The 22,326-nt window shown below is 61.3% G+C and carries 18 protein-coding genes and 1 pseudogene; 6 read left to right on the forward strand and 13 right to left on the reverse strand.

All coding sequences use genetic code 11. The annotated features are described in order from the left end of the window. Window positions 1-7 precede the first annotated feature (7 nt). From ABLV52_RS01275 to ABLV52_RS01285, 3 genes are all read right to left on the reverse strand, one after another. A complete protein-coding gene (locus ABLV52_RS01275) occupies window positions 8-1,078 on the reverse strand; it encodes an ABC transporter ATP-binding protein (protein WP_002908292.1) in 1,071 nt (356 codons plus the stop codon). Continuing rightward, a complete protein-coding gene (locus ABLV52_RS01280; protein WP_348889914.1) occupies window positions 1,071-2,840 on the reverse strand; it encodes an iron ABC transporter permease in 1,770 nt (589 codons plus the stop codon). Before ABLV52_RS01280 ends, ABLV52_RS01275 begins: the two co-directional genes overlap by 8 nt. Before the next feature lie 74 nt (window positions 2,841-2,914). Further along, window positions 2,915-4,003 carry an ABC transporter substrate-binding protein gene (locus tag ABLV52_RS01285; RefSeq protein WP_023290032.1) on the reverse strand — a complete coding sequence of 363 codons (1,089 nt, stop codon included), beginning with the start codon at window positions 4,001-4,003 and terminating at the stop codon, window positions 2,915-2,917. Between the two features lie 303 nt (window positions 4,004-4,306). On the opposite strand from ABLV52_RS01285, the gene ABLV52_RS01290 reads away from it, so the two are divergent. Next, window positions 4,307-5,386 carry a malate/lactate/ureidoglycolate dehydrogenase gene (locus tag ABLV52_RS01290; RefSeq protein WP_023290033.1) on the forward strand — a complete coding sequence of 360 codons (1,080 nt, stop codon included), beginning with the start codon at window positions 4,307-4,309 and terminating at the stop codon, window positions 5,384-5,386. Between the two features lie 246 nt (window positions 5,387-5,632). Next, a complete protein-coding gene (gene fdhF / locus ABLV52_RS01295; protein WP_348889915.1) occupies window positions 5,633-7,783 on the forward strand; it encodes a formate dehydrogenase subunit alpha in 2,151 nt (716 codons plus the stop codon). Window positions 7,784-7,830: 47 nt separating this feature from the next. Here fdhF and ABLV52_RS01300 read toward each other — a convergent pair whose 3' ends face one another. After that, on the reverse strand, window positions 7,831-8,988 hold the full coding sequence (locus tag ABLV52_RS01300; RefSeq protein ID WP_348889916.1) for a M20 aminoacylase family protein: 1,158 nt from the start codon (window positions 8,986-8,988) through the stop codon (window positions 7,831-7,833). A 296-nt stretch (window positions 8,989-9,284) separates the two neighbouring features. On the opposite strand from ABLV52_RS01300, the gene ABLV52_RS01305 reads away from it, so the two are divergent. The 3 genes from ABLV52_RS01305 to ABLV52_RS01315 all read left to right on the forward strand — a co-directional run bounded on the left by ABLV52_RS01305 (window position 9,285) and on the right by ABLV52_RS01315 (window position 11,468). Then, window positions 9,285-10,484, forward strand: a complete 1,200-nt coding sequence (locus ABLV52_RS01305; RefSeq protein WP_348889917.1) for an MFS transporter — start codon at window positions 9,285-9,287, stop codon at window positions 10,482-10,484. A gap of 115 nt (window positions 10,485-10,599) precedes the next feature. Next, entirely contained in the window at window positions 10,600-11,034 is a 435-nt protein-coding gene (locus tag ABLV52_RS01310) for a VOC family protein (protein WP_072413319.1), read from the forward strand. Window positions 11,035-11,075: 41 nt separating this feature from the next. After that, entirely contained in the window at window positions 11,076-11,468 is a 393-nt protein-coding gene (locus ABLV52_RS01315; protein WP_032453198.1) for a VOC family protein, read from the forward strand. A gap of 129 nt (window positions 11,469-11,597) precedes the next feature. Here ABLV52_RS01315 and ABLV52_RS01320 read toward each other — a convergent pair whose 3' ends face one another. The 9 genes and pseudogenes from ABLV52_RS01320 to ABLV52_RS01360 all read right to left on the reverse strand — a co-directional run bounded on the left by ABLV52_RS01320 (window position 11,598) and on the right by ABLV52_RS01360 (window position 19,640). Further along, window positions 11,598-12,185: a DUF1062 domain-containing protein gene (locus ABLV52_RS01320; RefSeq protein WP_348889921.1), complete on the reverse strand. Its 588-nt coding sequence runs from the start codon at window positions 12,183-12,185 to the stop codon at window positions 11,598-11,600. A gap of 299 nt (window positions 12,186-12,484) precedes the next feature. Next, on the reverse strand, window positions 12,485-13,207 hold the full coding sequence (locus ABLV52_RS01325) for an amino acid ABC transporter ATP-binding protein (protein WP_004189541.1): 723 nt from the start codon (window positions 13,205-13,207) through the stop codon (window positions 12,485-12,487). Continuing rightward, window positions 13,194-13,958 (reverse strand): amino acid ABC transporter permease, encoded by a 765-nt coding sequence (locus ABLV52_RS01330; protein WP_004151161.1) that lies wholly within the window; start codon window positions 13,956-13,958, stop codon window positions 13,194-13,196. Before ABLV52_RS01330 ends, ABLV52_RS01325 begins: the two co-directional genes overlap by 14 nt. 63 nt (window positions 13,959-14,021) lie before the next feature. Then, window positions 14,022-14,789: a basic amino acid ABC transporter substrate-binding protein gene (locus ABLV52_RS01335; protein ID WP_008804504.1), complete on the reverse strand. Its 768-nt coding sequence runs from the start codon at window positions 14,787-14,789 to the stop codon at window positions 14,022-14,024. Window positions 14,790-14,881: 92 nt separating this feature from the next. Beyond that, window positions 14,882-15,815: pseudogene (locus tag ABLV52_RS01340) on the reverse strand (MurR/RpiR family transcriptional regulator). Continuing rightward, complete coding sequence (locus tag ABLV52_RS01345) at window positions 15,781-16,758, reverse strand: ABC transporter substrate-binding protein (RefSeq protein WP_348889918.1); 978 nt, start codon at window positions 16,756-16,758, stop codon at window positions 15,781-15,783. The pseudogene ABLV52_RS01340 and the gene ABLV52_RS01345 overlap by 35 nt, the downstream one beginning before the upstream one ends. Further along, window positions 16,748-17,800, reverse strand: coding sequence for an iron ABC transporter permease (locus ABLV52_RS01350; RefSeq protein WP_348889919.1), 1,053 nt, complete (start codon window positions 17,798-17,800; stop codon window positions 16,748-16,750). Before ABLV52_RS01350 ends, ABLV52_RS01345 begins: the two co-directional genes overlap by 11 nt. Continuing rightward, complete coding sequence (locus tag ABLV52_RS01355; protein WP_023290049.1) at window positions 17,797-18,822, reverse strand: iron ABC transporter permease; 1,026 nt, start codon at window positions 18,820-18,822, stop codon at window positions 17,797-17,799. The genes ABLV52_RS01350 and ABLV52_RS01355 overlap by 4 nt, the downstream gene beginning before the upstream one ends. After that, window positions 18,819-19,640: an ABC transporter ATP-binding protein gene (locus tag ABLV52_RS01360; protein ID WP_023290050.1), complete on the reverse strand. Its 822-nt coding sequence runs from the start codon at window positions 19,638-19,640 to the stop codon at window positions 18,819-18,821. Before ABLV52_RS01360 ends, ABLV52_RS01355 begins: the two co-directional genes overlap by 4 nt. 505 nt (window positions 19,641-20,145) lie before the next feature. Between ABLV52_RS01360 and ABLV52_RS01365 the strand changes: the two genes are divergently transcribed. Continuing rightward, window positions 20,146-22,218, forward strand: coding sequence for a TonB-dependent siderophore receptor (locus tag ABLV52_RS01365; protein WP_348889922.1), 2,073 nt, complete (start codon window positions 20,146-20,148; stop codon window positions 22,216-22,218). Window positions 22,219-22,326 lie beyond the last annotated feature (108 nt).

Below are 22,326 nucleotides of genomic sequence, written 5' to 3' on the forward strand. Positions count from 1 at the left end.
CAAACGGTTACCGCTGCGGAAAAATCCACACATCCTCCGCCGGGAGCGTCAGATGGCAATGTTCGGCATCGCGCAGCGCGGTTCCGTAGGCGCGTAGCGGAAAGTCGTCGCCCTCGGTGCGGAACAGGTACTCCCAGCGGTCGCCGAGGTACATGCTGGTCAGCAGCGGTAGCTGGAGACTGTTATCCTGCGCCGCGCCGTCAAGACGCAGGCGCTCGACGCGGATCACCGCCGTCGCCGGCTCGCCGACGCTGACCCCCTCGCCCGCTCGCCCCCACAGGCTCCAGCTGGCGCCTTCGATGCGCGCCCTGCCGTTCTCCAGCGCCATCACCTTGCCGTGCAGGCGATTATTGCTGCCCATAAACTCGGCGGCGAACAGCGTCGCCGGGCTGCCGTACATCTCCTGCGGCGTCCCCTGCTGCTCGATGACGCCATTGTTCAGCAGCAGAATACGATCGGAGATGGCCATCGCTTCATTTTGATCGTGGGTGACCATCAGCGCCGAGAGGCCCAGCTTGATGATCAGCTCGCGCAGAAACACCCGCGCCTCCTCGCGCAGCTTGGCGTCGAGGTTAGAGAGCGGCTCATCCAGCAGGATCACCGGCGGGTTGTAGACCAGCGCCCGGCCAATGGCCACCCGCTGCTGTTGGCCGCCGGAGAGCTGGTGCGGATGGCGGTTGCCAAGATGCCCCAGCCCCAGCTGATCCAGCACGCGCTGCACCCGCTCTTTTATCTCCCCGGCGGCGACTTTACGCAGCTTCAGCGGATAGGCCACGTTGTCGAACACTGTTTTGTGCGGCCACAGGGCATAGGACTGGAACACCAGGCCGAGGTTACGCTCTTCGGCCGGGATTTCGCTGCGCGGCGTGCCGTCGTACACCGTGCGGTTGCCGATGGCGATCCGCCCGCTCGTCGGCTTCTCCAGCCCGGCCACCGCCCGCAGCAGTGTGGTTTTGCCGCTTCCCGAAGGCCCCAGCAGCGACACCACCTCTCCCCGGCCGAGCGTCATCGACACCCCTTTCAGCACCGGGTTGTCGCCATAGGTGAGATGCAGATTTTCAACCGATAACTCAATCATGTAATTTCACTCCAAAGCGCAGGGCGATGCCAAGGCCAATCACCACCAGCAGAATATTGATAAAGGAGAGCGCCGCGACGATATCGATGGCCCCCGCCGCCCACAGCGACACCAGCATCGAGCCGATGGTTTCGGTACCCGGCGACAGCAGATAGACGCCGGTGGAATATTCGCGCTCAAAGATCAGAAACATCAGCAGCCAGGAGCCAATCAGCCCATAGCGCGACAGCGGGACGGTGACGTGGCAGGTGATCTGCCCCCGCGAGGCGCCGGTGCTGCGCGCCGCCTCCTCCAGCTCCGGTCCCACCTGCAGCAGCGTCGAGGAGATGAGCCGCAGGCCATAGGCCATCCATACCACGGTGTAGGCCAGCCAGACGCTGAAGATGGTATTGCGCAGCGCGCGCAGCTGCACGATAAGGTGCTCCCGCAGCCAGTCCGCCACCGGCAGCGCCGAGAGCCAGCCATGCTTCAGCGACTGATCGAGCCACATCGGCACAAACAGGAACACCCACAGGAAGGCCAGACCGGCCAGCAGCCCCGGCACCGCGCGCGGGACCAGCACGCTGTAATCAAGAAAGCGGGTGACGTTGTCCGCTTTGCGGTGCATGGCGATGCCGACAAACAGATAGCAGATCACCGCCAGCGCGCCGCCGACGATGCCGATAGCCATCGAGTTGACGATCGCCCGCAGCAGGTTGGGCTGCTGCCAGATATTGTGGAACGTCGTCAGCGACAGCTCATCCCACAGCGACACGCCGACGCCCCAGTTGGAGATAAAGGCGCGCAGCGCCACGCCGAGCAGCGGCACGCCGATGGTCACCGTCAGCCAGGCCACCACCACCGCCCCGGCCACCCAGCGCCATTTGCCCAGCGGCAGCGCCCGCGCCTGCGACGCCTTGCCCTTCATGGTGACAAAGCGGTTGGCGGTGCGCATCAGCCGACGCTGGAGCATGACCAGCGGGATGGTGATGCAGATCAGCACCACCGCCACCGCCGCCATCAGATGGTAGGAGGGGGTGCCAAGCTTATTGGTCAGCTTGTAGAGATAGGTCGCCAGCACCATGTTGCCCTCGGGGTCGCCCAGCACCAGCATCAGACCGAAGACTTCCAGACCAAGGAAAAAGAGCAGCACGCAGGCGTAAAGAATGGAGGGCCGTACCATTGGCAGACTCACCGAAGTCATCACCTGCAGCGGCGTGGCGCCGACGGTGCGCGCCGCCTCTTCCACATCCGAGCCGACGCTGCGCAGCGCCGAGGAGATATAGAGATAGGCGTGCGGCACGTGGGTTAAGCCGGCGATGACCACAATGCTGAACATCGAGTAGATATTCCACGGCACAAAGCCGATCAGCTGCTGCGCCCACTGGGAAAAGAAGCCTACCGGCCCGGCGGCCACCACGTAGCCAAAGCCCAGCACCATCGGCGAGACGAAGATCGGCACCAGGATCAGCGGCTCAATGAACCGCCGGCCGGGTAAATCGGTGCGTACCATCAGAAAGGCCAAAATACCGCCCAGCGGAATGGCGATAATCACCAGGCCAAAGGCCAGAATAAACCCTGACCTTAACGCCAGATAAAAATCCGGGTCGGTAAAAATAAAGGCGAAGGCTTCCAGACTCCAGGATTTGGAGCGGGAAAAGAACGGCGCGGAGAGAAAACTCTGCACCACAATAAATAACAGCGGGACGTAAATCACCAGCGCCGTGATGCACACCACCACGCCGCGCGGCAGCCCCTGCCACTTTCTGCGTAATACATTCATGGTTCATCCCTTTGGTCAGGTGAATAAACCCGCCGGGTGTGAATAAGGGGCATCGGCGATGCCCCGGGGGAGGATTATTTCGCGGCGGCGCTGCGCCATTGTTTAATAAACTGCAGACGTTTTTGCGGCTGTAAATAATCCAGCAGCGTTTCGTTGACCGGGATCGGTTTTAACGCTTTGCCCAGCAGCGTGGTCATGCCGTCGATATCATTTTTGCCTTCAATATCGCGACGAAGAGAGGGAATATCCGCCTGGCTGGCGAGGATCTGTTGGCCTTTTTCCGACAGGACATAATCCAGCCACAATTTCGCCGCATTGGGATGTTCGCTCTCCTGGCTAATAAACGAGACGCGGGAAAGCACCAGCACGTAATCTTTCGGATAGGCGATGCCTAAAGAGGGATCGTTTTTCGCCCGCGCTTCGGCATAGGAGCCAAGAATGTTATAGCCGATCAGGTTTTCGCCAGAGGAGACACGCTCCATCATCGTGCCGGTGGAAGACTGCACCGTCAGGCCGCCTTTGGCGATATTCGCCAGGTCGGTAAAATAGTTCGCGTCGGCCTGGCTGTCCTGGACCGCCAGCATAAAGCCGAGGCCCGATTTTTCGATATCGTAGGTGGTGACTTTGCCTTTAAATTTATCGGCCTGGCTGGCGATCAATTTGGCCAGCGCGGTGTGCGAGTCCGGCACCTCATTCTGCGGGATCAGCCGTTTGTTATAGATAAATACCACCGGCTCGTAGGTGGTGCCATAGGCTTTCTGCTGCCACACCGCCCAGTCGGGTAATTGCTTCACCTCCGGCGAGGCATATTGTTCCGCGTACTCGGTGGCTAATTTCAGCGCGGTATCCATCGATGAGCTCCACACCACGTCCCCGCTGCCGCCCCCGGCGGCCTGCTCGCTGATATAGCGGTTATACAGCTCGGTGCTGTTCATGTCGTTATATTCGACTTTTACGCCCGGATATTGCGCTTCAAATCCTTTAATTAACGGCCCGGCCGCTTTGGTATCGGTTGTGGAATAGATCACCACCTTGCCCTCTTTGACGGCGGCATCAACCGTTTTTTGATAATCCGCCGGATAGCCCGCAGGCACCTCCGCCCAGGCGGCACAGGCGAAAACGGCCGTCAGTGAAACCACTAAACCACTTATTTTCTTATACATGATACCAACCTTTAATCATCAATTAATAAACACAAATTTAACATATAGTGGTATCAGCTCCCCTTGCAACGCCGGGGCTGGCTTTTTTCTGGCTTTTGTGACAGTGGCAGAATTTAAAAATGTGGTGTTTATGACGTTAATTAAAACGCGATCCCGGACCGGTTTTTTATCGTCTGTCGTATAACCCAGGCGCTGGCGCAGTGGCCTGTCGCCGGGAGAGTCCGCCCTTGACCTTCTGCGCCGGGCGGCGCAGCATAAAACGGCAAACATAACAAAATAACAACAGACTACAGGAGAGAATCAGTGCCAACAGGACACCGCTTTCTGGCGACGGATCTGCATCAGTTTGTCGTCTCACTGTTTACCCATCTCGGCAGCCGCTCAGAAGAAGCGACGCTGGTCGCCGACCATCTGATCGCCGCCAACCTGGCCGGGCATGACTCCCATGGCGTCGGGATGATCCCAAGCTATGTCAAATCCCACGCCGGCGGCTTTCTGCAGCTCAACCGCCACGCCACGGTCACCAAAGACGCCGGCGCCGTGGTCACCCTCGACGGCAACGCCGGCTTCGGCCAGGTGGTCGCCCACGAAGCGATGCAGTTAGGCATCGAAAAGGCGAAGCAGCACGGCATGGCGGCTATCGCCCTGCGCAATGCGCATCACGTCGGACGCATCGGCTACTGGGCGGAGCAGTGCGCCGCCGCCGGGCTGATCTCCATTCACTTCGTCAGCGTGATCGGCGACCCGATGGTCGCCCCGTTCCGCGGAAAAGACAGCCGCTTCGGCACTAACCCGCTGTGCGTGGTGTTTCCCCGCGCGGGCCATCCGCCGCTGCTGCTGGACTACGCCACCAGCGCCATCGCCTTTGGTAAAACCCGCGTCGCCTGGCACAAAGGAGAAGCCGTGGCGCCCGGCTGCCTGATCGACGCCCAGGGGCTGCCCACCACCGACCCGGCGGTGATGCAGACCTCGCCGCTGGGCGCCCTGCTCACCTTCGCCCAGCACAAAGGCTATGCCCTGGCGACACTGTGCGAAGTGCTCGGCGGCGCGCTCTCCGGGGGGCAAACCACCCATCAGGAAAGCCTGCAGACCAGCGTCGACGCCATCTTTAACTGCATGACCACCGTGATCCTGCGCCCGGACGCGTTCGATGCCCCGGACAGCCAGGCGCAGACGGAGGCCTTTATCGCATGGTGTAAACAGTCGCCGCACGATCCCGATGCCCCGGTGCTGGCCCCCGGCGAATGGGAGGCCGCCAACCGCGAAGCGCGCCTGGCCGAGGGGATCCCGCTGGATGCGGGCAGCTGGCAGGCAATCTGCGCCGCCGCACGCGACGTCGGCCTGAGCGAGTCGCATATCGCCCGCTGCCGCCCTCTCGCGTAGCGGCATTATCCCCTGCAGAGCGTCTGACGTCGGCGCTCTGCGTCATCGTCATTAGTGACGAGGTCACGCTCCCGTCATCCTTCTCCTGTTATTTTTCATTGTAAATCAATATATTAAAATCTGGCACGAGACCTGCATAGCGCAGCGGGCCTGCGTCCGCATCACCACCAGGCGATACCGCGATCGTTGCCCGTCGGGCCCGGCGCGACAGCGATCCTCTGTTCACTGTTAACAGGTCTGTTACTGATGAAAAAAATCACGAGCGTGTGCCCCTACTGCGGGGCGGGTTGCAAACTTAAACTGGTTGTCGACAACAATAAAATCATTCGCGCGGAAGCCGCCGACGGCGTCACCAACCAGAACCAGCTGTGCCTGAAAGGCTATTACGGCTGGGATTTTCTTAACGACACGCAGCTCCTGACGCCCCGTCTTAAACAACCGATGATCCGCTACCAGAAAGGCGGCGCTTTCACGCCGGTCAGCTGGCAGGAGGCGATTCGCTATACCGCCAGCAAGCTCAGGGAGATCAAAGAGAAACATGGCCCGCGCGCCATCATGACCACCGGCTCCTCGCGCGGCACCGGCAACGAAACCAACTATGTGATGCAAAAGTTCGCCCGCGCGGTGCTGAACACCAACAACGTCGACTGCTGCGCCCGCGTCTGCCATGGCCCTTCCGTCGCCGGGCTGCAGCAGGCGCTGGGCAACGGGGCGATGAGCAACTCGATAAGCGACATCGAAAACTCGAAGTGCCTGTTGGTCTTTGGCTACAACTGCGCCGACTCCCATCCCATCGTCGCCCGCCGGGTGATCAAAGCCCGGGAAAACGGCGCCAAAATCATCGTCTGCGATCCGCGACGCATTGAAACCGCACGCATAGCCGACCGTCATCTGCAGCTTAACAACGGCAGCAACATGGCGCTGGTGAACGCCTTCGGCTATGTATTGCTGGAAGAAGAGCTGTACAACAAAACCTATGTCGAACGCTATACCGAAGGGCTGGACGCCTACCGCGAGGCGGTGAAAGATTACGCCCCGGAAGCAGTGGAAGGGATTGTCGGGGTCAGCGCGCAGGCGATCCGCGAGGCAATGCGCATGTTTGCCGCCGCCCCTTCCGCCACCATTATGTGGGGCATGGGGGTCACCCAGTTTGGCCAGGCGGTGGATGTGGTGCGCGGCCTGGCAAGCCTGGCGCTGCTCACCGGCAACCTGGGACGGGCGAACGTCGGCGTGGGCCCGGTCCGTGGGCAAAACAATGTACAGGGCGCCTGCGATATGGGCGTGCTGCCGAACCTGTTCCCCGGCTATCAGGAGGTCACCGACCCGGCCGTGCGGGCGAAATTCGCCGCCGCCTGGGGGATCGACCCGGCGCAGATGGATGACCAGGTCGGCACCCGCATCACCGAGGTGCCGCATAAGGCGCTGACGGGCGAGATCAAAGCCTATTACATTATGGGCGAAGATCCGCTGCAGACCGAAGCCGACCTCGGCCTGGTGCGCAAAGGCATCGAGGCGCTGGACTTCGTGGTGGTGCAGGATATCTTCATGACCAAAACGGCGGAGATTGCCGATGTCCTGCTGCCGGCCACCTCCTGGGGCGAGCACGGCGGCGTCTTCACCTGCGCCGACCGCGGGTTTCAGCGGTTTGAACAGGCGATCCCGCCGGCGGGGAATGTGAAGCGCGACTGGGAGATCATCAGTCTGCTGGCCAGCGAAATGGGCTATCCGATGCACTATGAGAGCAACCAGCAGATCTGGGACGAGATGCGCGAGCTCTGCCCGCTGTTCTACGGCGTGACCTGGGAGAAAATGGGCGATATGGGCCATGTTCAGTGGCCATGCCCGACCCTCGACCACCCCGGCACGCCGTGGCTGTATAAAGACAACCGCTTCGACACCCCATCAGGTAAAGGGCAGCTGTTCGCCACCGCCTGGCGCGCGCCGGCGGAGCGTCCGGATGATGAATGGCCGCTGGTGCTCTGCACAGTGCGGGAGGTGGGGCACTACTCCTGCCGCTCGATGACCGGCAACTGCGCCGCGCTGCAGTCGCTGGCCGACGAGCCGGGACGGGTGCAGATGAATCCCGTGGATGCGCAACGGCTGGGGATCGCCGACAAACAGCTGGTGTGGGTAAGCTCCCGGCGCGGAAAGGTCATCACCCGCGCCGACCTCAGCGATCGCATCAACCCGGGCGCGGTCTATATGACCTATCAGTGGTGGGTGGGCGCCTGTAATGAACTGACCCAGGATAACCTGGATCCAATCTCCAAAACGCCGGAGACCAAATACTGTGCGGTGAAAGTGGAAGCGATTGCCGACCAGCAGTGGGCGGAGCACTATGCCTGGACCGCCTACAGCGACATGAAGGCGCGACTGAAAGCCGCCGCCGACGTCTGACCTCAGGGAGCGCGCGCGCTCCCTTCCCTCCTGCCGCTGCCGGCGGGTTACGCCGCCGGCAGCTGTTTCTCCACCAGCGCCACCCACATCGCCACCCCGTGGCTAATCAGCGCGTCGTTAAAGTCATAGCTGGCGTTATGCAACGGCTTCGACGGCGTTTCGCCATCGGTGCCGATCCAGAAATAGGCCCCCGGACAGACCTCCAGCATGCAGGCAAAATCCTCAGAGGCCATCGACGGCGCCTGGTTCCAGCGCACCGCTTCCGCGCCGAGGGTGGCGACCGCCACCTCGCGCAGCAGCTGCGCCTGCGGCGCATGGTTTTTGGTCACCGGATACCCGGGAAACCAGCTAATCTCGCCCCGGACATCGGATACCTGCGGCTGGGTCGCCACATAGCTTTCGATAAGCTCCCGCACGCGGGCGCGAACGCGATTGCTCAGGCAGCGGAAGGTGCCGCGCAGCACCACGGTGTCCGGCAGGACGTTGATCGCCTCGCCGCCGTTTATCTGGGTGATGCTGACCACCGCGGAATCCTGTGGCGACAGGCGACGGGAGGGGATAGTCTGCAGTGCCATAATCAGCTGCGCCGCGGCGACGATGGGATCGGCCCCGCTCTCCGGCATCGCCGCATGGCAACTTTTGCCGCGCAGGGTGATCTCGAAGGCGTCGAGGGAAGCCATCATCGCGCCATCGCTGAGCGCCACTTCGCCGAGGGGGAGCCCCGGCCAGTTATGCAGCGCGTAAATCGCATCCATCGGGAAGCGTTCGAATAACCCCTCTTCCACCATTTTGCGCGCGCCGCCAAGGTTCTCTTCCGCCGGCTGGAAGACAAAGTGGACGGTACCGCTGAACTGGCGGGTCTGTGCCAGATGGGCCGCGGCCGCCAGCAGCATCGCGGTGTGGCCATCGTGGCCGCAGGCGTGCATTACCCCGGCGCGGCGCGAACGGTAGCTGACGCTCCCCAGCTCGGTGATCGGCAGGGCGTCCATATCGGCGCGCAGGCCGATAACCGGCCCGGGGCCGTTTTCCAGCGTCGCCACGACGCCGGTGCCGGCCAGCCCGCGATGAACCTGCAGGCCAAACGAGACCAGCAGCTCGGCGACGCGGCGCGAGGTCTCCTGCTCCTGATATCCGAGCTCAGGCGCGGCGTGAAACTCACGTCGCCAGCCTGTGGCTTCGGCGATCAGTGACGGCGATACGGCCATGTATTACTCCTTTCCTGCATAGCGTAATGCTGAATAATTGGGTCATGCGTTGCGTTTTTCCCCGTCGCTCACCGGCGCCGGGTCGCTGCCGCTCCCTCCGTTATATCCTGTCGTTAACACGCTGACAACGTCACGAAATGCGGCGGCGGCGCGGCGTACACGCCAGCCGCGGCCGGGCGGACCTTTTTTGGTAGTGATTTCAACGGTGACAACGGCCAGGCGATTAATTATTATGCAACTCAGGACGGCAATTTGCCGAAGGATCCACTACTGACCTCTCCGTCATCGGAAATAAAATGTTTAACCCAGACCAGAATCGTCTTGCCCCCACGCTGGCGATGATCATGGCCGCGTCGCTCGTGGGATTTATCACCGGCTATACGGTGCCGTTAATCAGTCTTGAGCTGGCGCAGCAGCAGGTTGCGCCGCTGTACGTCGGCCTGCTGGCCGCCCTGCCGCCCGCCGGCATGATGATCTCCTCTTTCCTCTCTCCTGCGCTGTGCCGGCGCGTTGAGATGGGCGTGCTGCTGAGCGGCAGTCTGATCCTGCTGGCGCTGGCGACCATCGCCTCATGCATGACCACCGATATGACGCTGCTTCTGCTGCCGCGCCTGCTGACCGGCCTGGCCTCCGGGGTCATTATCGTACTGGGCGAAAGCTGGATCACCGGCGGCGCGGCGGGCAACCAGCGCGCCACCCTCACCGGCATCTACGCCTCGGCCTTTACCGGCTGTCAGCTGGCCGGACCGCTGCTGATCTCCGTCGGCCCCGCCTGGCAGGCCTCGGCGCTGATGGCGATCGTCGCGGTCACCGCCGTCTGCCTGCTGATGCTGCGCCATCTGCCCACCGGCACCCGCGAAAGCCTTGGGGAGCGCGCCAGCTGGCGCAGCCTCGGCGCCTTCCTGCCGGTACTGGCCTCCGGGGTCTTCTGCTTCGCCTTCTTCGACGCCAGCATCCTCGCCCTGCTGCCGCTGTACGGCATGGACAAGGGGCTTAATGAAGGAATGGCGGTGCTGCTGGTGACCGTGGTGCTTACCGGGGATGCGATGTTCCAGACCCCGCTCGGCTGGCTGGCCGACCGGGTCGGCATTCGCCGCGTGCATCTGGCCTGCGCGGTGGTCTTCAGCCTGTCGCTGCTGGCCCTGCCGCTGATGCTCGGCTCACGCATTCAGCTGATGGCCATTTGTCTGCTGCTGGGCGCCGCGGCGGGGGCACTGTATACCCTGTCGCTGGTGCGGGCGGGGAAAACCTTTAGCGGACAGAAGCTAATTATGATTAACGCCCTGTTCGGCTTTTTCTGGTCCGCCGGCAGCGTCGCCGGACCGGTAGTCAGCGGCATGCTGATCGGCATCACCGGCTACGATGGCCTGATCGCCACCCTGGTGGCCAGCGGCGGGCTGTTCCTGCTGATCCAGTGTCTGTGTAAAAACGAGAAAACCCTGCTCGCCAGCGAGCAGGAAGAGGACATGGACGAAGCGACGGAGTCCGCGCAGTAGTCCTGACGGGCTGGCCTGGCGCCAGCCTTTTTTATGGCCCTTACCGGAGGGCATCCTGTTTTTGCTGGCTCACTGCTGTTAACCATTGCCGCCCCCCCTGCCAGGAGGACATTCCATGGAAAGCAATACCTTACATCGTGGCAGATTGATCGATCATATTCTGCTGGTTGTCGAAGACTTTGAGGCAAGCAAAAACTTCTATACCGCCGTACTGTCGGCGCTGGAGATCCCGGCGATCGCCAGCGCCAATGAATACTTGCTGGCCGACGAACTGGTGGTGGCCTCACGCCACAGCCCGGAGGCCGCCGGGAAACTGACTGGGCGCCACCATCTGGCGTTCCAGGCCAGAGATCGCCACATGGTGGACGCTTTTTACCATGCGGCGCTGACCCATGGCGGACGCGATAACGGCGCGCCTGGCGAACGACACTATCATTCTGGTTACTATGCCGCTTTTGTGCTGGATCCGCAGGGGAATAATATTGAGGCGGTGTACCATGGCGAGGCTGAGCGCAGCGCCGGGTCTGTTGCCATCCGCTTCACGCAGTAAGCGGGCGAAAGTCACCTTTTTGCCCGCAACAGGAGGACACTATGTTTTCATACATTATGCTGGGAACGAACGATCTACCACGCGCCATCGAGTTCTATGACCCGTTAATGGCATTGCTGGGGCACGCCAAAGCCGGCCGTAACGAACAAGGCGCCTCATGGGGCACCTTCAACGGCAACCAAACCTGCGGGCTGTGCGTGGGCGTCCCCTTTGATCAGCAGCCTGCCGGGGTGGGCAATGGAACGATGGTGGCGCTTAACGCCCGCTCCGTCGAACATATTGCGGAACTGCATGCCCTCGCCCTGCAACTCGGCGGACGTGACGAAGGCGCGCCCGGTCACCGACCGCAGTATGGCGACGGCTTTCACAGCGCCTACGTCCGCGATCCCGACGGCAATAAGCTGGCATTTGTTTATTATGCGTCGGCAGCTTGAATGGCTGCTGCGGAAGTGCCTTTTTCAGGCAGTAATGAGTAATTCAGGACGGCCGACTTCGCCGTCCTGATTTCATTGAGAATAACGAAAAACCGCGGTTAAAGCGCTACGGCTTATCTTCCCGACGAGTTATCTACAGCGAAGTGATAACGTAATCCGGCGTCGCGCATACAGCGTTTCCGCCGCCAGCTGAAAATGACATTCCATCGCCTTCAGCTTTTTCGTCTTGAGCTGTTTTAGTGGAATACCTTTGATCTGCCCTGTCGCGACCAACCACCAGATATCAGCCGTACTCAGCTTGAGCTGCTTTTTCAATATCGACAGCAGGCTGACGCGAAAAGGCTGAAGGACCCGAACGCGCACCATTATTTGCGGGCAAGCCATCAACCTGACCGACCAATGCTCCTGAATACGAAAATCAGGTTGCCCCGACGGCTCGGCGCCGTTGCGCTTCAGCGTCGCGAGGTCAGCGGCATAATAGCGAACCATGGCAGCATCGTTCTGCCTCAGTCGCTGAAGCCGTTCGCGGTTAATCTTGTTGACGTGCAGCCTGGAAAACAGGGCGATATTCCAGGTGTAATCGCAGTGCGTGCATTTATAGATGCTCCAGATATCCAGCAACTTCTTTTGCGAATTCACCCGGATGGCGCCGGAAGGGGCGAAGTCGCGTTTTACATTGCAGGAGGGGCAGCGTTTGGCAATGTGCTGATACCCCACGGGCGTGACCGTCCATGTAACTGTCATAACGTACCTTTTTTAACCCATACGAAACCGAGTCCGTCATTAACGGACCATGATTTTTGGCGTATGAAAAATAGTTAGTCGCTATTTTTCAGTGGGTTAAAAAAAGATTTCCAACGTTATATTCCTGGTGAAGCCCAAAGCGATACCCGGAGATTAACAAAGGAGTCGTCGCGGGATTTATGAGTTCAGTCAATGTTTATACTGATGATGAAAAATATCATCAATATATCTGACAACACTCAGCGGGCTGGCCTGGCGCCAGCCCGCCCGGTTTACAGCACCTTGCTGAGGAACGCGGCGGTGCGTGGGTTGGTCGGCGCGCTAAAGATCTGCCCCGGCTTGCCCTCTTCCTGAATCACGCCCTGGTCGATGAAGATCACCCGGTCGGCCACTTCGCGGGCAAAGCCCATTTCGTGGGTCACGATCACCATGGTCATCCCCTCGCTGGCGAGGTTTTTCATCACCTCCAGCACGTCGCCCACCAGCTCCGGATCCAGCGCAGAGGTGGGCTCATCGAACAGCATAATCGACGGCTTCATCGCCAGCGCGCGGGCAATCGCGACGCGCTGCTGCTGGCCGCCGGACAGACTCGAGGGCCAGGCGTCGCGCTTATCGCTTAAGCCCACCTTCGCCAGCAAGGCTTCCGCCAGGTCGACCGCCTGCTGGCGCGGCATATTGCGCAGATTCATCGGCGCCATAATCAGGTTTTCCAGCACCGTCATGTGCGGGAACAGGTTAAAGCGCTGGAACACCATGCCGACGCTTTCGCGCATCTTGTTGAGGTCGGTAGTGCGGTCGTGGGCGGCGAAGCCGTTGACCACCACCTCGCCTTCGCTGACCGTCTCGAGGGCGTTCATACAGCGCAGAAAGGTACTTTTCCCCGATCCGGAGGGGCCGATGATGCACACCACTTCCTGCGGTTTAATGTCGCAGCTGATGCCGCGCAGCACGTGGCTGTCGCCGAAGCGCTTATGTAAGTTATTAATGTGAATCACTTTTGCCAAACCTCTTTTCCAGACGGTTAACCAGCTGCGCCAGCAGGAAGGTGATCACCCAGTAGACCAGGGAGATGGTCAGGTAGGGTTCCCAGTAGGTGGCGTAGGCGCCGGAGACGGTGCGCGCGGCGTAGGCCAGATCGGCCAGGCCTATCGCCGAGGCCAGCGACGAGTCTTTGACTATGGCGATGGCATTGTTGCCCAGCGGCGGCAGAATGCGGCGAAACGCCTGGGGCAGGATCACCTTGCGCATGGTTTTCCACCACGGCATGCCCAGCGCGCGGGAGGCCTCCATCTGCCCTTTGTCGATCGACTGGATGCCGGCGCGGAAAATCTCCGACACATAGGCGCCAGCGTTAAGGGTGATCGCCACAATGCAGGAGAGGAACGCCCCGTAGCTGGCGCGCAGCTCGCGGGCAAAGTCGGCGCTCATCAGGCCGCTGGTCACCAGCAGGCCGTCGCGCGGGTTAATAAACAGCGGCACCAGCGCAAAGTGCACCACCATGATCTGCACGAACAGCGGCGTACCGCGGAAGGCGCTAACGTAAAAGCGCACCGGAAACTGCACCAGGTAGCGGAGAATATATTTCCATGGCCCGTGCTCGGCCTTCGCCATCCGTCCGAGACCGAGGGTTAACCCCCACAGCGTCCCGAGGATCACGCAGATAATGGTACATTTAATCGTCATCAGGGCGCCGTCCACAAACAGCGGGCCGTACTCCTCGATGATCTCCCAACGGAATCCCGTCATAGTCCTTCCCTAAAAAATACGGCTATCGCCTGGGCGATAGCCGTGGTCACTGAAAAAGGTGGGTTATTGCGCTGGCAGCGTCGGCACGTTGTCGTCGAACCAGGTTTTATAGATTTTGGCGTAAGTTCCGTCGGCAACAATCTTCTGCAGACCGGCGTTGATTTTGCCCAGCAGTTCGCTATTGCCTTTCGCCACTGCGATACCGAAATACTGGCGTTCAAATTTGGCATCCGGCACCAGCTTGAACTGCTTCTCCGGGTGCTGTTTGATGTAGTACTTCACCACCCCGACGTCACCCACCGCGGCGCTGACGCCGTCCTCGAACAGCTCCTGGAGCATCAGCGGGGTATTGTCGAAGCGCTTGATCGCCGTGCTGTTTTTGCCCAGTACCTCAGAGACCACGATATCGCCGGTGCTGGAGTTCACCACCCCGACCTTCTCGTTTTTCAGGGCCGCGAGGGAATCGACCTGCGAATCCTGGGCGACGACGATAGACTGCTCGGCCGGGAAGTACGGCGCGGAGAAATCGACCATCTGTTTGCGTTTATCGGTGATGGTGATCCCGGAGATGATGATGTCGCGGTCGCCGGTGTTCAGCGTGGCGAAGATACCTTCCCATGGGGTATTGACCAGTTTGACGTCAAAGCCTTCGGCTTTGGCGATGGCTTTGATGATGTCGATATCAAAACCTTCCAGCTGTTTCTGGCTGTTTTCAAATTCAAATGGCCGGTAGGTGCCGCCGGAGCCGACGGTGTAGGTTTCCGCAGCCGCCTGTCCGGCTGCCGTCAGCGCGGCCATCATGAAACACGCTTTGAGCAAATTCTTAACCATGAGATATCCTTTTTATGCATTTATTTTGCATAAAAATACACACACTTACTTTTGTATGCAACCGGAAACCTTCCCGCTGGTGAATTATCTTATCAACTGGCCCGTTTACCGCCGGATTTACCGATGGCCCGGTGCAGGTCGTTGATTCGCTTCAGGGATTTCACCGTTTTTTGTGGCGTGGTCGAGGCCACCGACAGGACAATCATCTCCAGACAGACCAGCACCGTGCCGTGCAGCGGCATCCGGCTACTGTCCCCGCCGCGCGGGACGTCGATCACCACCTGCGCCTCCTGGCTGAAGCGCGAGTCCACCGCCTGGGTCAGCAGGATGGTCGGAATACCCAGCCGCTTCGCCTCGCGCAGGGTGGTCATCCCTTCGCGATGGGGGGATTTTTGCCCCATCATGATCAGCACATCGCCGCGCTGCAGGCCGATAAGCTGTTCGGCGAGGCTAAAGCCCGTGCGGTTCATCACGTAAGCCGGCAGGCCAATGCGGCTGAACAGCCGGGCGGTGTACTCGGCGAGGATCCCCGAGGCGCCGATGCCGAAGATCCCCACCTGGCGCGCGTCGCTGAGCAACGCCACCGCCTGGGCCACCGCCGCGCGGTTGTCGGCCCGCGACAGGACCTCGCAGACCCGCTGGTGCCCTTCAAGCACAAAATCAATACTGGAATTGACGTCGCTGGCGAGTGCGGTGACCGTCGAGCGCATCTTTTCCGCCGAGGTGACCGAGGTGCCGAACCAGCGCTCCATAGTCTGCTTAAGCTCGCGCAGCCCGGCGAAGCCCAGCGCCTGGATGGCGCGCACCACCGTGGCGTCAGAGGTCTGGGTAGCGGTGGCGATCTCCATCGCCGTCTGCTCCAGCACCACCTCGCGGTTGTCGTTGATATAGCTGACCACGGCCCGCAGGCGGGGAGAGAGCTGATGCGCCCGGGCGCGATAGCGTTCGCCGAACAGGTCGACCCGCCCCTTCTCTTTTTTTACCGCGCTTTTCATTTGGCCACCGCCGGGATCGGCCTGCCGGCAATATGCGACTGCACCTGGGCCACCATCAGGGAGAGCGCGGCGTAGGAGTTGGAGATCACCTCCTCCCGCGGCAGCAGAATATAGCGCCCGGTGCGGCAGGCGCGCATAAAGTCGCACCAGCCGGGCATCACCCCTTCCATCGCCTGCAGCTCATCCTGCGGCTTACCGCCGGTATCCGACCGCCAGGTGGCGAAGACAAAATCGGCGTCCAGCTCCGGCAGTTGTTCCGCGCTGACGTCAATTCGCTGGCCGTCGGGGATCCGCTCAATCAACGGCGGAAAGCGGAACCCGGCGTCGTGCAGCACCCGGCCCAGCGCGTGGTAAGAATGATGCACCGTGACCTTGCCGTTGTTCGCCTGGATCACCGAGACGCTGTATTGCGACGGGTTAACCATCGCTTTCAGCTGCTTGATTTGCTCCTGATAGCGGCGCTCGAGGATCGCCAGCCGCGGCTGGGTGCCGGTCAGCTGCGCCAGCTTGCGGTAAATCTCCGGGGCGCTGCCCTGCAGATGGTCGATGCTCACCGTCGGGGCAATCTTCTCCAGCTGCTCCACCGACACGTGACGGCTGGGCTCGGTGATGATCAGATCCGGCCTGGCGGCGGCCACCGCTTCCAGATCGATATCGGCGGTGCCAATAAAGCGGATATTGCTATTGTCGAAATCGACGCCGGTGAGCTGGGCGCTGGAGCGCAGATAGTGGCTGCCGTCCGGCCGCGTCCGGCCGTGGCTGGCGATGGGCGGCGCCCCGAGCTCAATCAGCGGAATGGTAATGTCGAGATCGTGCATCGAAACGATACGCTGCGGATGGAGCGGGACGGTGACCGTGCGGCCTAAATCATCGGTAAAAGTCTGAGTTTGTGGGTCGGCGGCGCTGACGGCCCCCGTCAGCAACAGCAGCAATGAGACGAACCAACGCATAATACCTTCCTGGTTAAAGGGCATCGCGGCGACGCCAGAGCAAGACAACAAAAAACGGGCAGCCCACCAGGGCAATAACAATCCCCGCCGGGATCTGCAGCGGCGCAAACGCCAGCCGGCCAAGGGTATCGGTCAACAGCACCAGCAAGGCGCCAATCAGCGCGCTTCCGCTCAGCAGCGATACCTGGCCGCCGCGCAGCACAAAACGCGCCATATGCGGCGCCATCAGGCCAACAAAGCCCAGGCTGCCGACGCAGGAGACACTGGCCGAGGTCAGCAGCACCGGGGCGAAAAAGCGCAGCAGCGTGAGCTGCTGCAGACGCACCCCAAGGCCGATGGCGGTCCGGTCGCCCAGCAGCGCCGCGTCCGCCGCCCGGGCGGTACAGAACAGGATGATGGCCCCGGGCAGCGCCCAGCAAAAGGCCACCGCCAGCTGCGGCCAGGTGGCGGCCTGCAGGCTGCCCGCCAGCCAGATCATCGCCGTCTGCACGTCGCGAACGTCGGCGGTGGTCATAAAGATGCCGACCGCCGCCGCCAGGGTCCAGGAGACGCCGACGCCAATTAAAATAAAGCGCGGTCGCGAGCAATCGCGCGCCAGCGTCAGGACCAGCAGGGCCACCGCCACGCCGCCGACCATTCCCGCCAGCGGCCGCCAGACCAGGCCTACCGCCGGGAAAAACAGCACCAGCGCCAGGACCACGATGCTGGCCCCCTCTTTGACGCCGATCAGCCCCGGGTCGGCCAGCCCGTTGCGGGTGATGCTCTGCATCGCCGCGCCGGCCAGCCCCAGCATAGCCCCGCACAGCAGCGCCATCAGGATCCGCGGCAGGCGGATATCAAACAGAATAAAGCGCGGCTGCTCGCCAATCTCCTGCGGCGCCAGCAGGGCCCGCGCCAGCGTCGACGCGGGCAGCGGATAGCTGCCGCGGCTGAGGCTGTACAGCCCCAGCGCCAGCAGCATCAGCAGCATTAAGGCGGCAATGTTAAGCGCCGCCGGGCGCAGCAGCAGCTGGCGGGAAGCGAAAACCAGCGGCCGAAAGCCGGCCCGATGGACGGCGCGCATCATTTAAAAAACCTCGCGGCGATAAAGATAAACAGCGGCGCGCCCACCAGGGCGGTCATCGCCCCGGTGGCCAGCTCCTGAGGGGCGACCAGCGTCCGGGCGGCGATATCCGCCAGGAGCAGCACCAGCGCCCCCACCGGCGCCGCCAGGGGCAGCGCCAGGCGGATATCTTCCGTCACCAGACGACGCACCACGTGCGGCACCACCAGTCCGACGAAGCCGATCGGCCCGGCCACCGCCACCGCCGCGCCGCAGAGCAGCGCAATCGCCAGCAGGCCCAGCAGCCGGGTCTGGACGAGGTTCACGCCGAGGCCCAGCGCTACCTTATCCCCCAGCGCCAGCACGTTGAGGCGCGGGGCAAGGAACAGCGCAACGCCAAGGCCGATCAGCGCCGGGACCAGCGCCGTCCGCAGCGTGCTCCAGTTCAGCCCGGCCAGATCGCCCGCCAGCCAGGTGCGCATCGCCAGCAGCGTTTGTTCATCGAGAATTAATATCGCCGCCGTCATCGCCGACGCAAACGCCGACAGCGCTACCCCGCACAGCGTGATGCGCAGCGGCGTCGCTCCGCCGCGACCGGCAGAGGCCAGCGCCATCACCCCGCCGAACAGCAGCGCCGCGCCGCAGGCGGCCGTCAGCGGCCGCGCGGCGGGGAAAGCGCCGAAGGAGAGCCCCAGCGCAGAGGTCGCCACCACCGCCAGCGACGCGCCGGCGTTAAGGCCGAGGATATGCGGCTCGCCCAGCGGGTTGCGGATCACCGTCTGCAGCAGCAGCCCGGCGACGCCGAGCGCCGCGCCGGTCAGCAGCGCCGCCGCCAGCCGCACCAGGCGCAGTTCGACGATTATCCGCTGATCGAAGTTACGCGGGTTGTACTCCAGCAGCGCCTGCAGCACCGTCTGCGGGGCGATCCAGCGGGCGCCCAGGCCAAGATGCACCAGCGAGCCGGCAATAAGCAGCAGCGTAAGCAGGAGCAGCGCCAGCCGGGGACGGGCGCGCCGCCGCGCGGGATGCAGGCTAACCACGCTCATTGTGCCGCCGCCTGGCGGGCGCGAAACGGCATAAAGAACGGTTTGCCGGTTTGCGGGTTAATCGACATCTGCACGTCAACGTCAAACACGCGTTTTATCAGCTCAGGGCTACAGACTTCACCGTCGCTAATTGTGCCGGCGATGCGCCCCTGTTTAAGGAATACCAGCAGATCGGCATAGTTGACGGCAAAGTTAAGATCATGGAGCACCGTCACCACCGTGCGGCCATGCTCGCGGGTCAGGGTCTGTAGCAGTTCGAGAATATCGACCTGATAGCGCAGGTCGAGCCAGGTGGTCGGTTCATCCAGCAGAATGGTCGCCGTTTGCTGGGCCAGCGCCATGGCGATCCAGCAGCGCTGACGCTGTCCGCCGGAGAGGCTGTCCACCGGCAGATGAGCGAACTCGCGGGTGCCCGTTAAGCGCAGCGCCTCTTCCACCGCCAGCTCATCGGCGTCGGACCACTGGCGCATCAGCCCCTGCCACGGGAAGCGACCGCGCGAGACCAGTTCGAAAACCGTTAACCCTTCCGGCGTCAGCGGCGATTGCGGCAGGATGCCGAGCTGGCGCGAGACGGCCTTCGTCGGCATCTGATGAATGGCTTGCCCGTCCAGACGCACGCAGCCGCCGAGCGGTTTCAGCATCCTGGCGATGGTCGACAGCAGCGTGGATTTGCCGGAGCCGTTCGCCCCGGCCAGCACCGTCATTTTGCCGGTGGGGATGGTCAGGTTGATGTCGTCAACGATCAGGGTCTGGCCGTAGCCGGCCGACAGGGCATCCAGTACGATCCCCTGCTCTGCAGGTGTCACCCGCTGTGGCATAACTCGCTCCTGCGCCGCAGCGTTCCAGGCGATGGCTGGACATTCTGCAGTCAAATCAAAATAAATCTCATTCTCTTTTGATCATGACGGGGATGAATGTAGTAGTCAATAGTCACCATCGTCTTCAGGCGCGGACGATGACTACAGCGAGGCCGCGCCAACGCAATAGAATTAAAATAAAATAATATCAAAGAGATAACCACATGACATTCCCTGATGGAGGTGTTTAAAACGCCCTGTTCCCCGCCGCTGATTTTTTATCTTATATAACGTTTACTACTACATTCCTTCATGGTTGAATGATTCTCAATTACACGCAGAAAGGCGCGTTCAGACGCTAAATCGCGTGTTTTTATTATTCAGGGCAATGATTTTATTGGCTTTATCTGACCGCAAAGGCAGATTCGTTCACGAGAAAAAGATAATGACTCAACCCCATGTCGCCTTCACCTCGTTGCAAGGGCGGGCGCTTTTTTCGCTTCTTTTTTTAGCCTCACCGGGATTAATGGCCGCGGAAAATAACGCGGCGAAAGGTAACAACGACGCGGAAGAGACCATCACCGTGTTGGCCGACGGCGCCCAGCAGAGCGCCACCAGCGGCTATCAACCGCTCAGCTCCTCTACCGCGACGCTGACCTCGATGCCGCTGCTGGATATTCCGCAGGTGGTGAATACCGTCAGCGATCGGGTTCTCGAAGATCAGCACGCCACCTCGCTCGACGAGGCGCTGTATAACGTCGCCAACGTGGTGCAAACCAACACCCTCGGCGGCACCCAGGACGCCTTTACCCGCCGCGGCTTCGGCGCTAACCGCGACGGCTCGATCATGACCAACGGCCTGCGCACCGTTCTGCCGCGCAGCTTTAACGCCGCCACCGAACGGGTGGAAGTCCTGAAGGGACCCGCCTCGACGCTGTACGGTATTCTCGACCCCGGCGGGCTGATCAACGTCATCACCAAACGTCCGGAGCGGCAGTTCTCCGGTTCGGTTTCCGCGACGTCCACCAGCTTTGGCGGCGGTACCGGCAGCGTCGACGTCACCGGCCCCATCGAAGGCACAAATCTGGCGTACCGGCTGATTGGGGACTATCAGAATGAAGATTACTGGCGCAATTTCGGTAAAAACAAAAGCCGCTTTATCGCCCCTTCCCTGACCTGGTTTGGCGACCGGGCGACGGTGACCGCGTCCTATTCGCACCGCGACTACAGCGCGCCCTTTGACCGCGGCACTATTTTCGATCTGAATACCGGCCATGCGGTGAACGTCGATCGCAAAACCCGCTTCGATGAAGCGTTTAATATTACCGATGGCTATTCCGACCTCGCCCAGCTCAACGCCGAGTATCGCCTGAACGACGCCTGGACCGCGCGCTTCGATTACAGCTACAGCCAGGATCACTATAACGATAACCAGGCGCGAGTAATGGCTTATGATTCGGCGACCGGCAACCTGACCCGCCGGGTCGATGGTACTCATGGCTCCACGCAGAAGATGCACTCGACCCGCGCCGACCTGCAGGGCAACGTGGTGGTGGGCGGCTTTTATAACGAACTGCTGACCGGCGTCGCCTATGAGAATTACGATCTGCTGCGCACCGATATGCTGCGCTGCAAGAACGTGAAAGGCTTTAATATCTATCATCCGGTCTACGGCACCCTCGACACCTGCAATACCGTCTCCGCGTCCGACAGCAATCAGCGGATCCAGCAGGAGAGCTATGCCGCTTACGTGCAGGACGCGCTGTACCTGACCGACAACTGGATCGCCGTCGCCGGCGTGCGCTACCAGTATTACACCCAGTACGCCGGTAAAGGCCGACCGTTTAACGTCAATACCGACAGCCGCGATGAGAAATGGACGCCGAAAGCCGGCCTGGTCTACAAAGTGACGCCGAACGTGTCGCTGTTCGCCAACGTCGCCCAGTCGTTTATGCCGCAGTCGTCGATCGCCAGCTATATCGGCGAGCTGCCGCCGGAAGAGTCCACCTCCTACGAAGTGGGCGCCAAATTCGACCTGCTGGAGGGCATTACCGCCAATATCGCGCTGTTTGATATTCATAAGCGCAATGTGCTGTACACCGAGAGCATTGGCGATGAGACGGTGGCCAAAACCGCGGGCAAGGTGCGTTCCCAGGGCGTGGAAGTGGATCTGGCGGGGTCCATCACCGATAACCTCAGCGTGATCGCCAGCTACGGCTACACCGACGCCAAAGTGCTGGAAGATCCGGATTACGCCGGGAAACCGCTGCCGAACGTACCGAAACACACCGGTTCGCTGTTCCTGACCTATGACATTCATAACGTCTACAACAGCAACACCCTGACGGTGGGCGGCGGCGGCCATGCGCTCAGCAAGCGCTCCGGCACCAACGGCGCGGATTATTATCTACCGGGCTATGCGGTGGCGGACGTGTTTGCCGCCTATAAGATGAAGCTGCAGTATCCGGTGACGCTGCAGGTGAATGTGAAGAATCTGTTTGATAAGACCTATTACACCTCTTCCATCGGCACCAATAACCTCGGCAATCAGATTGGCGATCCGCGTGAGGTACAGTTCACGGTGAAGATGGATTTTTAAGCCGTACATGGCGTCGCGCCGGATGCCCATTGCCGGGCGGCGCTGCGCTTGCGCCGGCCTACGTTTCCGTGACATTTGTCGCAGTTCGTAGGCCCGGTAAGGCGCAGC

The organism is Klebsiella sp. GB_Kp056 (genome assembly GCF_040064755.1).
Lineage (GTDB): Bacteria > Pseudomonadota > Gammaproteobacteria > Enterobacterales > Enterobacteriaceae > Klebsiella > Klebsiella quasipneumoniae.

Coding starts and splice junctions, on each gene's coding strand:
- ABLV52_RS01275 (WP_002908292.1), bottom strand. CDS start 1,078: ATGATTGAGTTATCGGTTGAAAATCTGCATCTCACCTATGGCGACAAC.
- ABLV52_RS01280 (WP_348889914.1), bottom strand. CDS start 2,840: ATGAATGTATTACGCAGAAAGTGGCAGGGGCTGCCGCGCGGCGTGGTG.
- ABLV52_RS01285 (WP_023290032.1), bottom strand. CDS start 4,003: ATGTATAAGAAAATAAGTGGTTTAGTGGTTTCACTGACGGCCGTTTTC.
- fdhF (WP_348889915.1), top strand. CDS start 5,633: ATGAAAAAAATCACGAGCGTGTGCCCCTACTGCGGGGCGGGTTGCAAA.
- ABLV52_RS01300 (WP_348889916.1), bottom strand. CDS start 8,988: ATGGCCGTATCGCCGTCACTGATCGCCGAAGCCACAGGCTGGCGACGT.
- ABLV52_RS01305 (WP_348889917.1), top strand. CDS start 9,285: ATGTTTAACCCAGACCAGAATCGTCTTGCCCCCACGCTGGCGATGATC.
- ABLV52_RS01310 (WP_072413319.1), top strand. CDS start 10,600: ATGGAAAGCAATACCTTACATCGTGGCAGATTGATCGATCATATTCTG.
- ABLV52_RS01315 (WP_032453198.1), top strand. CDS start 11,076: ATGTTTTCATACATTATGCTGGGAACGAACGATCTACCACGCGCCATC.
- ABLV52_RS01330 (WP_004151161.1), bottom strand. CDS start 13,958: ATGACGGGATTCCGTTGGGAGATCATCGAGGAGTACGGCCCGCTGTTT.
- ABLV52_RS01335 (WP_008804504.1), bottom strand. CDS start 14,789: ATGGTTAAGAATTTGCTCAAAGCGTGTTTCATGATGGCCGCGCTGACG.
- ABLV52_RS01345 (WP_348889918.1), bottom strand. CDS start 16,758: ATGCCCTTTAACCAGGAAGGTATTATGCGTTGGTTCGTCTCATTGCTG.
- ABLV52_RS01350 (WP_348889919.1), bottom strand. CDS start 17,800: ATGATGCGCGCCGTCCATCGGGCCGGCTTTCGGCCGCTGGTTTTCGCT.
- ABLV52_RS01355 (WP_023290049.1), bottom strand. CDS start 18,822: ATGAGCGTGGTTAGCCTGCATCCCGCGCGGCGGCGCGCCCGTCCCCGG.
- ABLV52_RS01360 (WP_023290050.1), bottom strand. CDS start 19,640: ATGCCACAGCGGGTGACACCTGCAGAGCAGGGGATCGTACTGGATGCC.
- ABLV52_RS01365 (WP_348889922.1), top strand. CDS start 20,146: ATGGCCGCGGAAAATAACGCGGCGAAAGGTAACAACGACGCGGAAGAG.